This window comes from Actinokineospora baliensis (assembly GCF_016907695.1).
In the GTDB taxonomy this organism is placed as follows: Bacteria; Actinomycetota; Actinomycetes; order Mycobacteriales; family Pseudonocardiaceae; genus Actinokineospora; species Actinokineospora baliensis.
On record NZ_JAFBCK010000001.1, the window covers coordinates 5,819,374 to 5,834,762 of the forward strand.

The window sequence follows — 15,389 nt, forward strand, 5'->3', positions numbered from 1 at the left end:
GTAGCGGGGGTCACATCGAACTTAGGTAAGCCTTCCCTTACTGTGAGGCGGTACCGTGTCGCCGGAGTGGGGAGTTGTTGGTGAGTCGTCCGCTGCGCATCGCTGTGGTCGGTGCGGGTCCCGCCGGGATCTACACCGTCGACGCGCTCATCAAGTCCGGCGCGCACGTCAGCGTGGACCTCTTCGAGCGGATGCCCGCGCCGTTCGGCCTGATCCGCTACGGGGTCGCGCCGGACCACCCGCGGATCAAGGGCATCGTGGACGCGCTGCACCGGGTGCTGGACAAGCCGGGGGTGCGGCTGTTCGGCAACGTCGACTACGGCACCGACCTCAAGCTCGACGAGCTGCGCCAGTTCTACGACGCCGTGGTGTTCGCCACGGGAGCGGTGGCCGACCGGCCGCTGCAGGTGCCGGGGGTGGATCTGGACGGCAGCCACGGTGCCGCCGACTTCGTGTCCTGGTACGACGGGCACCCGGACGTCGCCCGCACCTGGCCGCTGACCGCGCGGTCGGTGGCCGTCCTCGGCGCCGGGAACGTGGCGCTGGACGTGGCCAGGGTGCTGGCGAAGTCGGCCGAGGAGATGCTGGTCACCGAGATCCCGGACAACGTGCACGCGGGCCTGGCCGCCAGCGCGGTCACCGACGTGCACGTGTTCGGCAGGCGCGGCCCGGCGCAGGCCAAGTTCACCCCGCTGGAACTGCGGGAGCTGGACCACTCGCCGACCGTCGAGGTGGTCGTCGACCCCGAGGACATCGAGTTCGACGCGGGCTCCATGGCCGCGATCCGCGCGTCCAAGCAGGTCGACATGGTGGTCAAGACGTTGCAGGAGTGGGCGATCCGCGATGTCGGGACCCGCCCGCGCAGGCTGCACCTGCACTTCTTCCACTCCCCCGCCGAGATCCTCGGTGCCGACGGCAAGGTCACCGGCCTGCGCACGGAGCGCACCGAGCTCACCGGCGACGGCACCGTCCGCGGCACCGGCGTCTTCCACGACTGGGACGTGCAGGCGGTGTACCGGGCGGTCGGGTACCTGTCCTCGCACCTGGCCGACCTGCCGTTCGACCACGTGTCCGGCACCGTTCCGCACAGCCAGGGCCGGGTGCTGGACATGGACGACGACCTGGTGCCCGGCGCCTACGTCTCGGGCTGGATCAAGCGCGGCCCGATCGGCCTGATCGGGCACACCAAGGGCTGCTCGTCGGAGACCGTGGCCTCGCTGCTGGCCGACGCGCCCACACTGCGCCCGGCGCAGCACCCGGATCCGCGCGCGGTCGTGGCGTTCCTCAACGAGCGCGGCATCGAGTTCACCACCTGGCAGGGCTGGAAGAACCTCGACGCCTACGAGCGGGCGCTTGGCGCGCCGCACGGCCGGGAGCGGATCAAGGTCGTGTCCCGGTCGGAGATGCTGCGGGCCTCCCACCAAGGGTGAGCGGTCACCGGCCGGACAGGCCGGTTTCCGCGACACCGCGCACGAGGTAGCGCTGCAGCACGACGAAGACCAGCACGATCGGCAGCAGCGACACCGCGGCGGCGGCGAACAGCAGCGGGATCCTCGGGTTCTGGGCGGTGAGCAGGCTCGACAGGGCGACCTGCACGGTCCACGTCGAGGAGTCCTGGGCGATCACCAGCGGCCACAGGAACTGGTTCCAGCTGCCGATGAAGTCGATCACCGCGATCGCCGCGAGCGGACCGGTCGAGTTCGGGACCACGACGCGCCAGTAGACGCCCCAGCGGGAGAGCCCGTCGAGCCGCCCGGCTTCCTCGAGCGGCACCGGGAAGTCAAGGAAGTACTGGCGGAACAGGAAGACGTTCACCGCGCTGAACAACCCGGGGACCACCAAGCCGCGCAGGTCCGAGAGCCAGCCCAGGCTCGACACGACCACGAAGGCCGGCACGAACGTGACCGCGGCGGGCACCAACAACGTGGCGACGACCGCGTAGAGGACCTTGGGCGCGTGCCGGTACGGGATCCGCGCGAGGCCGTACCCCGCCAGCGAGCACAGAACCACCTGCCCGACCGTCTGGGCCACGGCGACAACCGTGGAGTTCAGCAGGCTGAGGACGAACGGGACATCCCGGTCGTCGAACACCTGCCCCAGCGCCGACCACCCCTCGCGCAAGAGCACCGCGAACGGCAGCAGGAACAGCACTGCCGTCACAGCCACAGCCGTCCAGCGCGCGACCGACCGCATCAGTTCGCCCTCCGCAACAGCCGACCGGACAGCAGCGTCGCCAGCGCGATCACCAAGGCGAGCACGATCGCGCCCGCACTGCCCCGACCCAGATCCTGGCCCCCGGAACCGAGCGAGGTGTAGTACAGGTACACCAAGGGCGGTCGGGCGAACGGCGGGTAGCCGCGCGAGTCGCCGAGGATGTTGTAGAACTCGTCGAACGCCTGGTAAGCGTTGATCAGGTTCAACGTGAGCACGGCGATCAACGCGCCCCGCAGGCCGGGCAGCGTGATGTGCCGGAAGGTCTGCCACCCCGGCGCCGCACCGTCGATCCACGCGGCTTCGTACAGGTGCTCCGGGATCCGTTGCAGCGCGGCGAGGAACAGGATCATGTAGAACCCCAGCTGCAGCCACAGCCGGGCGGTGATCAGCACGACCCAGTACAGCGGCGGGTCAACCGTTCCGATCCACGCCTGGGATTCCCCGCCGAACCACCCGAGCACGGTGTTCGCGACCCCACTGTCCACTCCGGAGAACAGCGACATCTTCCACACCAGCGACGCGACCACGTAAGAGCAGGCGAACGGCAGGAAGTACACCGACCGGAAGAACGCGCGCGCGACCCGGATCTGGTTGACCAGCAAGGCGAGCGTGAGCGAGAGGGCGACGGTGGTCGGGATGATGAACGCAGCGAAGACGGTGAACGTGCCGATGCTGTCGAGGAACGCGCGATCGGTGAGCACATCCAAGTAGTTCGCGACGCCGACGAACTCCGTTGGTGTGACGGTGTCGCGCGCGTCGAAGAAGCTGAGGTAGGCGCTCCAGACGATCGGGACATAGGTGAAAGCCAGCAGCCCCAGGGCGAACGGTCCGACGAACAGCCAGAACGTGAGCGCGGTGCGGCGCCGGGTCACCGGTCCAACCGGGCGATCTCGTCCCGCGCCACCTCCAGCGCCGCCCGCAACTCCCCCGCCGGATCCGCGCCCTGCCTGGCGATCCGCGACACCGCGTCGGACAGGGCGGTGTTGGCGCGCGACGACCAGCGGGCGGGGCTGGCGATGCGGCCGCTGCGGGTGACGAACTCGACGATCTCCTTGCCAGGGCCATCACGCAACGGTTCGGCTTGGGCGGCAAGGGACTTGCGGGCAGGCAGGTGCGCACCGAAGGCGGTGGCGAACTCGGTTTGGTGGTCGGCCTTGTCGACCCACAACCACTTCACGTACGCCTTGGCCGCGACGACATCGGCGCTGCGCGCGTTCACCATCGCGCTGTAGGCGCCGACCGGCACCGACTCGGCGCCCGAGGCGTCCAGACGCGGGAACGGCAGCACACCCACGTCGTCTCCGTGCGCGGCGACGATCTTCGGCAGGTTCCACAGCCCGGTCCACTGCATCGCGGCGAGACCGTCGACGAACGCGCCGGGATCGGACCAGTCGGTGGGTGCGCCGAGCAGCAGGCTGGAGTTGAGGTCGCGCAGCTTGCCGAACGCGGTGGCCGCGCGCGGGTCGTCGAAACCGGGCGCTTTGCCGTCCTGGGACAGGAAATCCAGGCCCGCCGACCACAGCAGCGGCGCGGTCAGCACCCCGACACCGCCGTCGTTGCCCGCGAACAGGCCTTTCACGCCGCTCGCCGTGAGGCGCTTGGTCGCGTCGACCAACTCGTCCACGGTGCGCGGCGGGGCGATGCCCGCCTTTTCCAGCAGGCTCCGCCGGTAGTAGAGGACCTGGGTGTCGATGGCCTGCGGGATGCCGTAGAGCGCGCCGTCGACGGTCTGGGAGTCCAGCAAGGTTCGCACGAAGTCGTCGCGGGTGTCCCCGAGCAGGTCGTCGAGCGGCACGACCTGCTTCTGCCGCACCCAGTCGACCTTGACCTGCGCCTCGAAGATGTCCGGCACGGCGCCTGCGCGCAGCGCGGTGACGATCTTCGAGTCGTAGTCGCCGGGGTTCCACTGCACCTCGACCTTCGCCCCCGGATAGGCGGCGGCGTAACGGCGAACGGCGTCTTGGACGCCGTCTTCCCCGTACGCGTGGTACCAGTGCCGAAGTGGGCCGTCAGCGGCTCCGCCCCTGCCGGTGTCGGACCCGCACCCGGCCAGCCCCAACAACCCCGCCGCCACCAGGAACGACCGGCGATCGACCCGCGCGCCCATGGCACCCTCCCCAGACTCGTCCTGAGGAAGATTGTCGAACCCCGGTGATCTTCTGTCGACTTTTCCCACCAGGAGGACCCCCGAGGTCCCTCCCGGCGGAAAAGGGGTACTCAGCCCTGCCCGGAGACCTCCGGTGCCGCGGTGTCGGTCGCGGTGTCGGGGGTCTGCGGGGCGGGCTCAGGCGCGTGGTCGGCCTGCAGGTCGATGAGACGGGTACGGCGCGGGTTGGCAACACCAGTGAAAGACATGTGCCTGATGTACCAAGGGGCACCGGTACCCCAAACGTTGACCCCGGTCACTTTTGATCTTGGTCACGTCCCGGGGCGAGCAGGAACAGCACCGACCCGGCCATCGCGCAGATCACCAGCAGCGGCACCCCGATCAGCAGCCCGACCGGCGCCAGGAACGCCGCGGCCGCGGCGAACCCGCGCCTGCCCCGGATCCCGCGCGGCGACCGGTTCGCGGCCCGCCGGAACTTGCCCACGATGTCCGGGTCGTCCTGACCCAGGCGCTGCTCGATCGCGGCCAACTGGCGCTGTTCGTAGTCGCTCAACCCCCGAGGACCCATCACTCCACCACCCTCACCGGCTCGTGCAGCAGAGGTGCCCCGGGTTCGCGGTGGTGAAACCCGCCGCACCCGCGCCTACTTCGGCGTGGACAGCACCACCACGCTGTCGACCTTCAGCTGAGCACCCTGCCCCCACAGCCGGTTCGACGGCAGACTGGCGTTGTCCAGGAAGGTCTGCGGGGTCGGCGCGCCCTTGAGGGTGTTGAAGTACTTGTTGGGGGCGTCGGAGATCCGGACCAGCCCCGGGCTGCCCTTCACGGACCCGGCGAGGAAGGTGAACATGCCCAACCCGCAGGCCAACTGCCGGGGGTGGACGTGCTCCTCGCGCCCGCCGAGGTCCATCAGCAGGTACTTGCGGTCGAGCACCCGGTGCCCGATCTTGTCCACCCGCAGCGCGCTGCGCCGGTCAACGCGCCATTCCACCGCGCCAGCGGCGTTGTCCAGCACGGTCTCCAGGACGTGGACCTGATCCGGCCGCCTGCTCGCCACGGGGACGGCGTAGGTGAAGGCGGCGTGGTCCTTGCCCGCGACGGGGAGCCGCTCGTAGATGGCGTAGATCGTGTTGTTGGTGAGCACGAAGTCGGCCACCACCTGAGTCTCGGTGTCGATCGTCGCGGTCGAGGTCGCCGCCAGCCGCAGATCCCCGTCCGGGTTGGCCACCGCAGCGCCGAAGGGGTGCTCCCGCACCCCGAACGTGCGCCCGGCAAGCGTGGTGCGACAGGTCAGCAGATGCCCGGGAGTGGCGTCGAACCCGGGGAACCCGCTGCTGGCGGTGTGGTTGACGGTGGTGATCCACTTCAACTGGTCGAGATCACCGCCGCCGCCCCGGCTCTCTGGAGCTGTGGTGAACCGGAACGCGGGCTCCCCGGTCCTCGGGTTGGTCCCGGTCGGCACGACGGTGAGCACCCCGTTGGCCGTGGTCGGCCTGGCGTCCCCGGTCGGGAAGCCCTCAGCGGGCCACGGAGCCCACTTCGCACTGCTGAACCCGTCGTCGAAGTCGTCCCAGACGAGCGTGAACCCACCGGTAGCGGCGGCGGTGGCCGGGACGGTGGCCGCCAGCGCCATGGCGAGGACGACCGAGGTGAGCTTTGCCGTTGAGCGGAGGGACACCTGGTACCACCTTCCCCTTAGCGGAACCCATTCCGTTTCTGCACCCACGATAGCCCAGAGACGCGCCCCCCTGGCAAGGGCCAAGATCGCGATTGCCGCCGTCTCCCGGAGTTGTCCACACCCCCAACCCGCGACAACCACACCCGACCAGCACTCCCCACTACACTGGATTCGGGGGCGACTCAGGCCGGTTCGATCTTGAACTCCTGGCCACCCCGAACCCGCCCCCTCTCAAGGCGGGCGCGGGCATACTCTCCTGATGATCGGTGGACCGCGGCGGGCGTTCCTCGTGGTGTCCGCCCTCCGCGACAAGGCGTGGTTGTGGACGCTCATCGGGCACCTGCACGATGTGCTCGACCGGGACGGCGTCGACCTGGTCTTCAAGGCACCGCACCGCGACTACGACGTGCTGGGGACCCGGCGGTTGTTGCGCGGCATCACGCAGCGGGGGGACGACCGGTGCGGGTTCGTGATGGTGACCGATCCCGCGCGGCTCGGGGCGGCGCTGCACGAGTTCAGCGCGGAGCTCGGCGGGCCGGTGGTGTACGTCGACGTTGAGCCGTTCACGCGCGAGGAGGACTACCCGGCGGTGACCGCGTTCGTGGGCTACTCGGCGCGGGAGATCGGAGTGACGGCGGGACGCTGGGTCGGGCGGGTACTGCCCGGGCCGGAGTCGGCGGTGCACATCGTGGCCAGTCGCGAGCACGCGGGACGGCAGGACGGGTTCGTGGAGGCGCTGCGGGCCGCACTGCCGGGGACGCGGGTCTCGGTGGACGACACCTGTGCGTTCACCAGGGCGCTCGCCCAGGACTCCGTGCGGGCCCGGCTCCGGCGCGGCCCGCTCGACGCGGTGTTCGGCACCAACGACGAGATGGCGCTCGGGGCGGTGGACGCGCTGCGGTGGGCTGATCGGGAGGATGTTTTCGTCGTCGGGGTCGATGGGGCGGCTGACGCGCTGGCGCTGATCGACGCGGGGGACAGTCCGTTGCGGGCCACGGTCGTGCAGGACTCGTACGCCATCGCCGAGGCGGCGGTCGACCTGATGCACCGGCTCCTCGGTGGTCGGCCGGTGCGGACGCGGACCTTCCTGGAGCCGGTCGTCCACCTCAACCGCACCCGCGAATCGACCTCGACGGGCCGTTGAGTCACCTGAGGGCGGCCGTGAACGCCTGGATCTTGGGGTGGTTCCCCGCGCTGCGGCGGGTGGTGGTGAAGAGGGTGCGGGCGGGGGCGCCGGGGAGGCGGCGGGTGGTGGTCGCGGGGTGGTCGGAGGCGCCGGAGAGGGCGGGCAGTAGGGCGGCGGCCAGGCCGTGTTCGACGAACCGCAGGTGGATCCGCAGGTCGGTCGAGGTGTAGCGGACGTCGGGTTCGAAGCCGGCTCGGCGGCACTCTGCGGTTGACCACTCCCGTGCGGTGGTGCCGTCGGGCTCCATCACGAACGGCCGCGCCGCCAGGCGGGGCAGTGAGCGCTCGCGCCACGCGGACGGGACCACCAACCGGAGCTCGTCGGCGAACAGGTCCTGGCGTTCGGTTTCCCGCAGCCGGGGCAGCGGGTGCCCGGGGTACTCCTCACCGAGCACGACGTCGAACTCGCCCGCGATCAGCGCCGGGAGGGCCACCTCGGACTCCAGTTCGGTCACCTCGACGCGCAGCCCGGGGTGCTGCCGCAGCAACCGGGTGAGCGCGGTGGGCACGAGGGTGAGCACGGCGGTCTGGAACGCGGCGACCCGCAGCGTGCCGACGGTTTCGTGCTGGGACCGCGCGAGCGCCGCCTCAGCCCGCTCCACTTCCTCGAGCAACACCTCCGCGTGCGCCACGAGGACCTCCGCCTGCGCGGTCAGCCGAACCCGGCGACCCACCGGCTCGAGCAGCTGGACCCCGGCCTCCTTCTCCAAAGTGGACAGCTGTTGCGACACCGCGGAAGCGCTGTAGGACAGGGCTTCCGCGACGGCAGCGATGGTGCCGCGGCGGGCGAGTTCGCGCAGCAACCGCAGACGTCGGAGATCGAGCACAGCACCTCCCAAACCATCGGATCTGCTTAGCATTATCGGCCATCTATCCGCACTGGACCTGTTGTGTCCACCGGACGACGATGGACGCCATGACGTCCTACTACTCACCAGCCGCTCGGGACTGGATCGGCCCGGTTGTGTCCACAGCGGCGGGCGCCTTCCACCGGTCGCTACCGGGGTACGCCCCCACGCCGTTGGTCAGCGTCCCCGAGATCGCGGCCGAGCTCGGTGTCGCGCGGGTGCTGGTGAAGGACGAGTCGTCGCGGTTGGGGTTGCCCGCGTTCAAGGTGCTCGGCGCGTCCTGGGCGTGCGCGCAGGTCCTCCGGCAGCACCCCGGCGCCGAGTTGGTGACCGCGACCGACGGCAACCACGGCCGCGCGGTCGCCCGTATGGCGACTCACTTCGGTGTCGGGGCAACGGTGTTCGTCCCCGATGTGATGCTCCAGCAGACCGCCGACCGCATCGCCACCGAAGGCGCGCGAGTCCTGCGGGTCGGTGGTGACTACGACGCGGCGGTGAAAGAAGCCGCCGAGTTCGCCGACGCGCGGGCGGACCGGGCGTTGGTGCAGGACATGGCCTGGGACGGGTACGAGCAAGTGCCGGGGTGGATCGTCGAGGGCTACGAGACGTTGCTCCGCGAGATCGACGCCGAGGTGACGCCGGACCTGGTGGTCGTCCCGGTCGGTGTCGGGTCGCTGGCCGAAGCCGTTGTGCGGCACTACCGGCAGCCGGGCGTCCCGCACGCCAGCGTCCTGTCCGTCGAGCCCGACACCGCCGCGTGCCTGCTCGCGAGCCTGACCGCCGATGAGCCGGTCACCGTGCCCACGGGGGCGACGGTGATGGCGGGACTCAACTGCGGCACCGTGTCCAGCGCGGCGTGGCCGGTGTTGCGCGCGGGATGTGACAGGGCCACGGTCGTCAGCGACGCCGAAGCGCTGCGCGCCGTCGGCGATCTCCGCGAGCTCGGCATCTCTTCCGGCCCCAGCGGTGCGGCGACCCTCGCGGGTGCCCGGCGGATCGACCTCCCAGCGGACGCCGTTGTCGTCCTGCTCAGCACGGAAGGACGCGGCTGATGACCGTCCGGATCAACAGGGACCGGCTGTGGTCCACCCTGGTGGAGCTCAAGGAGATCGGCGCCTACGACGACGCGGCCACCGGGCTGCGCGGGGTGCGCCGCCTCGCCCTGACCGACGCGGACGCCGAGGCGCGCCGCCGGTGCGTGGCGTGGATGGTCGAGGCCGGGTTGCGGGTGCGGGTCGACCGGATCGGCAACGTCTACGCGACCCGACCGGGGCGGGACCCGTCGCTGCCGTGCGTGCTGATGGGGTCCCACATCGACACGGTGGCCACCGGTGGCGCGTTCGACGGCACCCTCGGCGTCCTCGGTGGCATCGAGGTGATGCGCACCCTCAACGACGCGGGAATCGAGACCCTGCGCGACATCGAGGTCGGGTTCTTCACGGAAGAGGAGGGCGTCCGGTTCGGCACCGACATGCTCGGGTCCGCGGTGACCGCCGGGCGCATCCCGCTCGACCACGCCCACAAGCTCACCGACGCCGACGGCAAGACGGTGGCCGACGAACTCGTCCGCATCGGGTTCGACGGCGACGCCCACGAACGGCGTCCCGTGCCCCACGCCTACATCGAATGCCACATCGAGCAGGGCCCGATCCTGGCCGACGCGGGCGTCGACATCGGCATCGTCGAGGGCGTGCAGTCCATCTCGTGGCAGCGCCTCACCCTGCGCGGCGAGGCGGCCCACGCGGGCACCACCCCGATCTCCGCGCGCCATGACGCGGGCCTGGTCGCCGCACTGGTCGTGGTCGAGGCCCGCCGGATGTGCGACAGCGGCGAGTTCGGCCAACTGCGCGCCACCGTCGGCAACTTCACCCTCGGCGAGGGCCAGACCAACGTCGTCCCGCACGAAGCGACCATCACCCTCGACCTGCGCAACCCCGACGACGCCCTGATGACCGCCGCCGAACAACACATCGCCGCATACGTCGCTTCGACCGCCACCCACCACGGCGTCACGGCAGCTTGGGAACGCATGGCCAAGACCGCGGTCGTCCCGTTCGACACAGGAATCCAGGACCTCTTGGCCGCCACCGCAGAAGACCTCGGCCTGCCCTACGTCCGAGCGATGTCGGGAGCAGGCCACGACGCCCAGGAAATCGCCGCGATCTGCCCCACCGCGATGGTGTTCGTCGCAGGCGAAAACGGTGGAATCAGCCACACCCCGCGCGAGTACTCCACCCCCACGGCCTGCGCCAACGGCACAGACGTCCTGGCCAACGCCGTACTCCGCCTGGCCAACCAACCTCAAAGCGGGGCAGGTGCGATCATCTAGGGATCTCGGGGTTGGAGGTTCCTGGTGGCAGCTCGGAAGACGAGGAACAGCGTGTCGGGGCGGGTCGACGGGCAGGTGGTGCAGGCCGGGACGATCACCGGGCCGGTGACGATGCACTCGAGCGGGATCGCTCTGCCGGTGTGGGCGCGAGTGGCGCTGATCGGTGTGGCGGCGGCTGTCGTGGCACTGACCGTGGTTGTGCTGACGCGGTCCGAGCCCGAACCGGAGTTGCGTGCGGTGGTCGCGGTGGGGCCTGGCAGGTGCGCGGGCGGTTGGGTGGTGCCGCCGCCCGCAGGGCCTGTGACGGTGGTCGACCGGCCGGAGGGATCCGTGCAGGCCGACCAGGGGCAGGTCGCGGTGACGCTGCAGGGGTCGACATCGGCCGCGGTCGTGCTGCAGTCGATGCGGGTAGAAGTGGTGTCACGGCGACCTGCGATGAGCGGGGTGTGGTTGCAAACGCCATGCGAGGGTGACGTCAAGCCACGCAGTTTCGGAGTGGACCTGAACAAGCCCACCGCGGCGGCGATCGGCCTGCCCGGGCGCAGCAGCGGCGAGAAGGTGCCCGCGCCGAGTTTCCCGTTCCAGGTCAACGAGTCCGAGGTCGAGCAGTTCCTGATCACCCCGAACGTCTCGACCGACGACGTCGAGTGGCGCCTGCGCGTCACCTGGACCTCCGGCGACCGCCGCGGCGAAACGGTGGTCGACGACAACGGCCGCCCGTTCCGCACCACCGCCACCACCGGCGTCAGCGCGTCCTACTGCGCCGATCTGGCCAGCTCGACCTGGCACCCGTCGACCCCGAGCGCGCGGTGCGCCACCCTGCGCTCCCCCGCCGAGGCCAGCCTGGTCGGCACGTGGCGAGGAGCGGGAACCCTGACCATCGCCCAGGACGGCACCGCCACCTGGACCACCGGCTCCGGCACGGCGACGATCCGCCTGCTGTCCATACTGGACCAGAAGGCCACCGCGGACGTCGTTGCCAGCACTACCCCCGAGATCGCCGCGGGCGAACGCCTGTCCCTGGTCTACTTCTCCGACGGCATCACCGCCTACACCCAACTCGGCGCCGAGCTCTCCTGGTGCCGCCCCGACATCGCCTGCCGGTAGCGGTCAGTGGCCGAGGGTCCGGAGCGCGGCCAGGTTGTCGACCGCGTGCGGATCACCGGCCGCGGCGCCCGCCTCGTACCAGCGCAGCGCCTCATCGCCGTCACCCAGGAAGTCGTGGATGTCACCGAGCAGGTTCATCGAGTCCCCCTCCCCAGCCTCAGCCGCCCGCACCAACCACGGCCGGGCGTCGTCTTCATCCCCGCGAACGTGCCACAGGAACGCCCCCAACTCCGCCATGGCCCGAACGTGCCCCTGCTTAGCCGCGGCCCGCAGCAGGGTCTCGACCAGCTGCTCGATCGCGCTCTCGTCCTCGTAACCGGTGAGCGTGTCCGCCAATCGCAACGCCTCGGCTAGCTGGTCTTCAGCCATCATGCGGGGAGCCTAACCTCCGCCCCACCGGTCCCCTCTGGACGTGGCCAGCCGTGTCGGCTGGCCACGTCCAGGGGCGTCAGGTCCCGCAGGGCGGGCCCAAGGCGGCGCGGGCGTGGCCGACGATGATGTCGGTGCCTGCTAGCAGTCTGATGTGGAGGGCGTTCACCGTGATTCCGTTGGGGCGCCTGATCTGCTCGTTGGTCGTGACGGTGCCTACCAGCGGGATGCTGATGTTGATCGATGTCGTCGGCACGATCAGTCGGCCCGCGATGCGGAGGTTGGACAGGGTGCTGGTGCCGGTCACGGCGATCGCCCCGGTCGGGGTGGTGGTCGCCACCGCTTCTGAGCGGAGTTCGTCGGCGGTGATCAGGCCGCCGAGGAGGTTGGCGGCGGCTGTGTGCGTTGTAGCGCGGGCGGTGCGCAGGCCATTGGCGTCAACCGTGGCGACCGCGTCGTCGGCGATCACGGCGGAGGTGCCGATCGGCGGGAGCGGCGCGTCGGCGAGGGTGTCACTGTCGGAGCCGGGTGTGGTGGTGCAGGTCAGGTCGGCGGGTGCGATGGGCGGCAGGGGGCCGAGCAGGGTCGACACGCGGGCCGCGTGGGCGTGCGCGTCGAAGGTGTACGCCGGGCCGACGACGCGCAGGGTGGAGCACGAAGGCGGGTCCAGACCAACTAGAGAGGTCACATCACCGGCGCAAGTCCTATATGTACCAACGGTTTCCGGTCGAACCGGGATGGTGACCGTGCACGACGCCGCGCCTGCGGGCAACGTGGCCGTGGTGTGGAGGTTGGTCGAGCCGCTGGTCCCGAACACCGGGTCGGCGCACGTCGTGTCGGTGGCCGTCGTGGCGGCGCCCAAGCCCGGTGGGAGGTTCACCCGGAACGACCAGCCCGCCTTGGTGCTCAACTCACTCGTGTTGGTCACGGTGAGCGTCAGCGCCGTGGTGGTCCCGACCTCCACCGGCTCCGCCGCGTACGCCACGTCCAGCCGCGGCGTCACGTCCAGCACCCTCAGGTTGTCGAACGCGCCGTCGTTGCCGTTGCCGCTTGCCTGGTCGTTCACCAGTCGCACCCCGACCGACGTGCCGGAGAACAGCACCGGGGCGTCGCTGTGGAACGTGCCCAGCGATGTCCCGTTGACCACCGTGGTCGCGTCGACGCAGGGCACGATCGGCCGCTGGAACGCGGGGACCGCCGTGCCGCCGTCGAGCAGGTAGAAGGCGTACCTGGCGTTGGCGCCGTGGCAGTTCTGCTCGGCGACGTCCACGGAGAACGACACGAACCGGTTCGCCGCCGACAACGGGATCGGCGCGACGGTCTGCAGTTGGACCTTCCCGGCGCCCGGGTCCTGGTGCGTGTAGGCCGTGACCGCGTGGTTGGTCGCGCCGGTGCCGTCCGCCCAGTCCCCCAAATCCCCGGCCAGGTCCTTCACCCTCGGCCACCACCCGAAGCACCCGGCGCCCGGCGGGTCGTTCGCCTGGTTCAGCCGGGACGCGACGATGCCGTTGCACGCGGTCAACCACGCGGGGTCCGCCGTGTACGTCTGCGCCAGCGGCCCAGGCCCGGTGTAGTCGTCGACCCAGGTGACCGCGGCGCCTTGGCCGTTCTCGAAATTCTCCTCGAACACCACGGTCGGCGCCGACGGAACCCCCGGCTGCGCCGCGGGCGCCGCGACGGCGGGTGTGGCCAGGGCGACCACACCGGGCAGGCTCACCAGAGCCACCGCGACCGCCGCACCCCACCTGCGGCCCGAACGACGAGAGACGTCCACGGCAGAACCTCCCAAAGCGTCGGAAACGGACCAGCCGAACCGGTCCGAGGGAGTTCATCGCGCCGCGCCGGACGCTGGTTGCACCAGGTGGACAGTGCTCACCCCACCGGGGACCACGTTCACCCGGGACCACCCGCCACGGGCACAGCGGCGGTGGCGGACGCCGGTCGCGTTGCTCTCTTCGAGGACCCGGTCGGGTGGCGCTCGGCGAGCGGGTGACCGCCGCCGGGCCCGTTCGCGGACCGTTCACACGAAGATCATGTCCGGGAGGCGGCCCGTTGGGTCGGTGTCGGGAAGGTCGAGTGGCCCTGCCGGATCGACCTCGAGGACGGATCTCGTGACTCACGCACGCGTTTCCCGGCTACGCCCGCGGGCCATCGCCGTCGGACTCAGCCCCGTGGTGCTCGGCGCGCTGGTGCTCGGCGCGCCCCAGGCGCACGCCGCCCCCGCCGACGACGTCCGGATCAACGAGGTGGTGACCACCGGCGGCGTCAACGACTCGATCGAGCTCTACAACAAGGGCACCACGACCGCCGACATCTCCGGCTGGGTCCTCAAGGACGACAACAACAGCTCGTCCTTCACGATCCCGGCGGGCACCGCGCTCGCCCCCGGCGCGGCGCGGGCCTTCGACGTGCACGACAAGTTCGGCCTCGGCTCCGACGACGACGCGCGGCTCTACCTCGCCAACGGCACCACCCTCGTCGACAGCGTCAGCTGGACCAGCCACTCCGACCCGTCCTGGTCCCGCTGCGCCGACGGCACCGGCGCCCTCCGCGAGGCGGCCCTGACCCTCGGCGCGCTCAACGACTGCGTCGCCGCCACGGCGTGGCCGGGCAGCGGCTCGGTGTCCAACGCCGATGCCTCCGGCGTGTTCGGCTCCGACCTCAGCGGCCTGTACTTGGAGGGCGGTGTGCTGTGGGGCGCGCAGAACTCCGGCAAGCTGTGGCGGCTGGTCCCCAACGGGACCGGCGGCTGGAAGCCGGACACCGGGTGGCTCTCCGGTAAGGCGCTGCGGTTCCCCGGCGGGACCGGCGCCCCCGACAGCGAGGGTGTGACGGTCACCGGCTCGGGCTCCTCGGCCGGGGTGTTCGTGGCCAGCGAGCGCAACGGGTCGGGCTCGAGCAGGCTGTCGGTGCTCAAGTACGACGTCAGCGGGTCCGGCGGCACGCTGACCGCCACCAAGGAGTGGAACCTGACCTCCGGTCTGCCGTCGGTCGGCGGCAACCTCGGCTTCGAGGCGATCACCTGGGTCCCCGACTCCGCCCTCACCGCCGCCGGTTTCCGAGACGAGTCCACCGGCGCCGCCTACAACCCGAGCCTCTACGGCGCGCACACCGCGGGCGTGTTCTTCCTCGGCGTCGAGGGCACGGCCACGGTGTACGGCTACGTCCTGCAGGACTCCGGCACCGCCACCCGGATCGCGTCGATCGCCAGCGGCCTCGACGGGGTCATGGAACTGCAGTGGGAGCCCCAGGCCAGCCGCCTCTGGGTGGTCTGCGACGACACCTGCGACGGTGAGCACCGCACCTTCCGGATCAACTCCTCCGGTGTCTTCGCCGCGACCGCCGCCTACAACCGCCCCAGCGGCATGGCGAACCTGAACAACGAGGGCTTCGCCGTGGCGAGCGCCGCCGAGTGCGTTGGTGGCTCGAAGCCGGTCTACTGGGCCGACGACAGCAACACCAGCAGCCACGCGCTGCGCAAGGGCACCATCAACTGCTGATCACCCGGCCCGGCGCGCGGTGGATTCCGATTCGCCGCACGCCGGGAAATTA

The 15,389-nt window shown here is 70.7% G+C and carries 15 protein-coding genes; 6 read left to right on the forward strand and 9 right to left on the reverse strand.

The genetic code is table 11. The annotated features are described in order from the left end of the window. Window positions 1-80: 80 nt before the first annotated feature. Complete coding sequence (locus JOD54_RS25935) at window positions 81-1,430, forward strand: FAD-dependent oxidoreductase (protein ID WP_204454068.1); 1,350 nt, start codon at window positions 81-83, stop codon at window positions 1,428-1,430. 4 nt (window positions 1,431-1,434) lie between these two features. Here JOD54_RS25935 and JOD54_RS25940 read toward each other — a convergent pair whose 3' ends face one another. From JOD54_RS25940 to JOD54_RS25965, 6 genes are all read right to left on the reverse strand, one after another. Further along, window positions 1,435-2,193, reverse strand: a complete 759-nt coding sequence (locus JOD54_RS25940) for a carbohydrate ABC transporter permease (protein WP_204454071.1) — start codon at window positions 2,191-2,193, stop codon at window positions 1,435-1,437. Further along, window positions 2,193-3,086 (reverse strand): carbohydrate ABC transporter permease, encoded by an 894-nt coding sequence (locus JOD54_RS25945; RefSeq protein WP_204454073.1) that lies wholly within the window; start codon window positions 3,084-3,086, stop codon window positions 2,193-2,195. The genes JOD54_RS25940 and JOD54_RS25945 overlap by 1 nt, the downstream gene beginning before the upstream one ends. Beyond that, a complete protein-coding gene (locus JOD54_RS25950) occupies window positions 3,083-4,321 on the reverse strand; it encodes an ABC transporter substrate-binding protein (protein ID WP_204454075.1) in 1,239 nt (412 codons plus the stop codon). Before JOD54_RS25950 ends, JOD54_RS25945 begins: the two co-directional genes overlap by 4 nt. Before the next feature lie 110 nt (window positions 4,322-4,431). Next, complete coding sequence (locus JOD54_RS25955) at window positions 4,432-4,569, reverse strand: hypothetical protein (protein WP_204454077.1); 138 nt, start codon at window positions 4,567-4,569, stop codon at window positions 4,432-4,434. A 47-nt stretch (window positions 4,570-4,616) separates the two neighbouring features. Further along, window positions 4,617-4,874, reverse strand: coding sequence for a DUF3040 domain-containing protein (locus tag JOD54_RS25960; protein ID WP_204454079.1), 258 nt, complete (start codon window positions 4,872-4,874; stop codon window positions 4,617-4,619). Window positions 4,875-4,964: 90 nt separating this feature from the next. Further along, entirely contained in the window at window positions 4,965-5,999 is a 1,035-nt protein-coding gene (locus JOD54_RS25965) for a DUF6081 family protein (RefSeq protein WP_204454081.1), read from the reverse strand. 259 nt (window positions 6,000-6,258) lie between these two features. On the opposite strand from JOD54_RS25965, the gene JOD54_RS25970 reads away from it, so the two are divergent. Continuing rightward, a complete protein-coding gene (locus JOD54_RS25970) occupies window positions 6,259-7,143 on the forward strand; it encodes a sugar ABC transporter substrate-binding protein (RefSeq protein WP_204454083.1) in 885 nt (294 codons plus the stop codon). Between the two features lies 1 nt (window position 7,144). Here the strand turns inward: JOD54_RS25970 and JOD54_RS25975 are convergent, their stop codons facing one another. Continuing rightward, window positions 7,145-8,011 (reverse strand): LysR family transcriptional regulator, encoded by an 867-nt coding sequence (locus JOD54_RS25975; RefSeq protein WP_204454086.1) that lies wholly within the window; start codon window positions 8,009-8,011, stop codon window positions 7,145-7,147. Window positions 8,012-8,100: 89 nt separating this feature from the next. Between JOD54_RS25975 and JOD54_RS25980 the strand changes: the two genes are divergently transcribed. Genes JOD54_RS25980 through JOD54_RS25990 form a run of 3 tightly spaced genes read left to right on the forward strand, consistent with a single transcriptional unit; the run spans window position 8,101 to window position 11,468 of the window. Then, complete coding sequence (locus JOD54_RS25980) at window positions 8,101-9,084, forward strand: pyridoxal-phosphate dependent enzyme (RefSeq protein ID WP_204454088.1); 984 nt, start codon at window positions 8,101-8,103, stop codon at window positions 9,082-9,084. Further along, window positions 9,084-10,361, forward strand: coding sequence for a M20 family metallo-hydrolase (locus tag JOD54_RS25985; protein WP_204454090.1), 1,278 nt, complete (start codon window positions 9,084-9,086; stop codon window positions 10,359-10,361). Before JOD54_RS25980 ends, JOD54_RS25985 begins: the two co-directional genes overlap by 1 nt. Window positions 10,362-10,385: 24 nt before the next feature. Further along, window positions 10,386-11,468: a hypothetical protein gene (locus tag JOD54_RS25990; protein WP_204454094.1), complete on the forward strand. Its 1,083-nt coding sequence runs from the start codon at window positions 10,386-10,388 to the stop codon at window positions 11,466-11,468. A 3-nt stretch (window positions 11,469-11,471) separates the two neighbouring features. On the opposite strand, the gene JOD54_RS25995 is transcribed toward JOD54_RS25990, so the two are convergent. Further along, window positions 11,472-11,840, reverse strand: coding sequence for a tetratricopeptide repeat protein (locus JOD54_RS25995; RefSeq protein WP_204454098.1), 369 nt, complete (start codon window positions 11,838-11,840; stop codon window positions 11,472-11,474). A 76-nt stretch (window positions 11,841-11,916) separates the two neighbouring features. Further along, the gene (locus JOD54_RS26000) at window positions 11,917-13,611 is read right to left on the reverse strand and encodes a choice-of-anchor P family protein (RefSeq protein ID WP_204454104.1); all 1,695 of its coding nucleotides are present in this window, start codon (window positions 13,609-13,611) and stop codon (window positions 11,917-11,919) included. A 337-nt stretch (window positions 13,612-13,948) separates the two neighbouring features. Here JOD54_RS26000 and JOD54_RS26005 point away from each other — a divergent pair, with 337 nt between their 5' ends. Next, window positions 13,949-15,337, forward strand: coding sequence for a lamin tail domain-containing protein (locus JOD54_RS26005; protein ID WP_204454114.1), 1,389 nt, complete (start codon window positions 13,949-13,951; stop codon window positions 15,335-15,337). The last annotated feature ends 52 nt before the right edge of the window (window positions 15,338-15,389 follow it).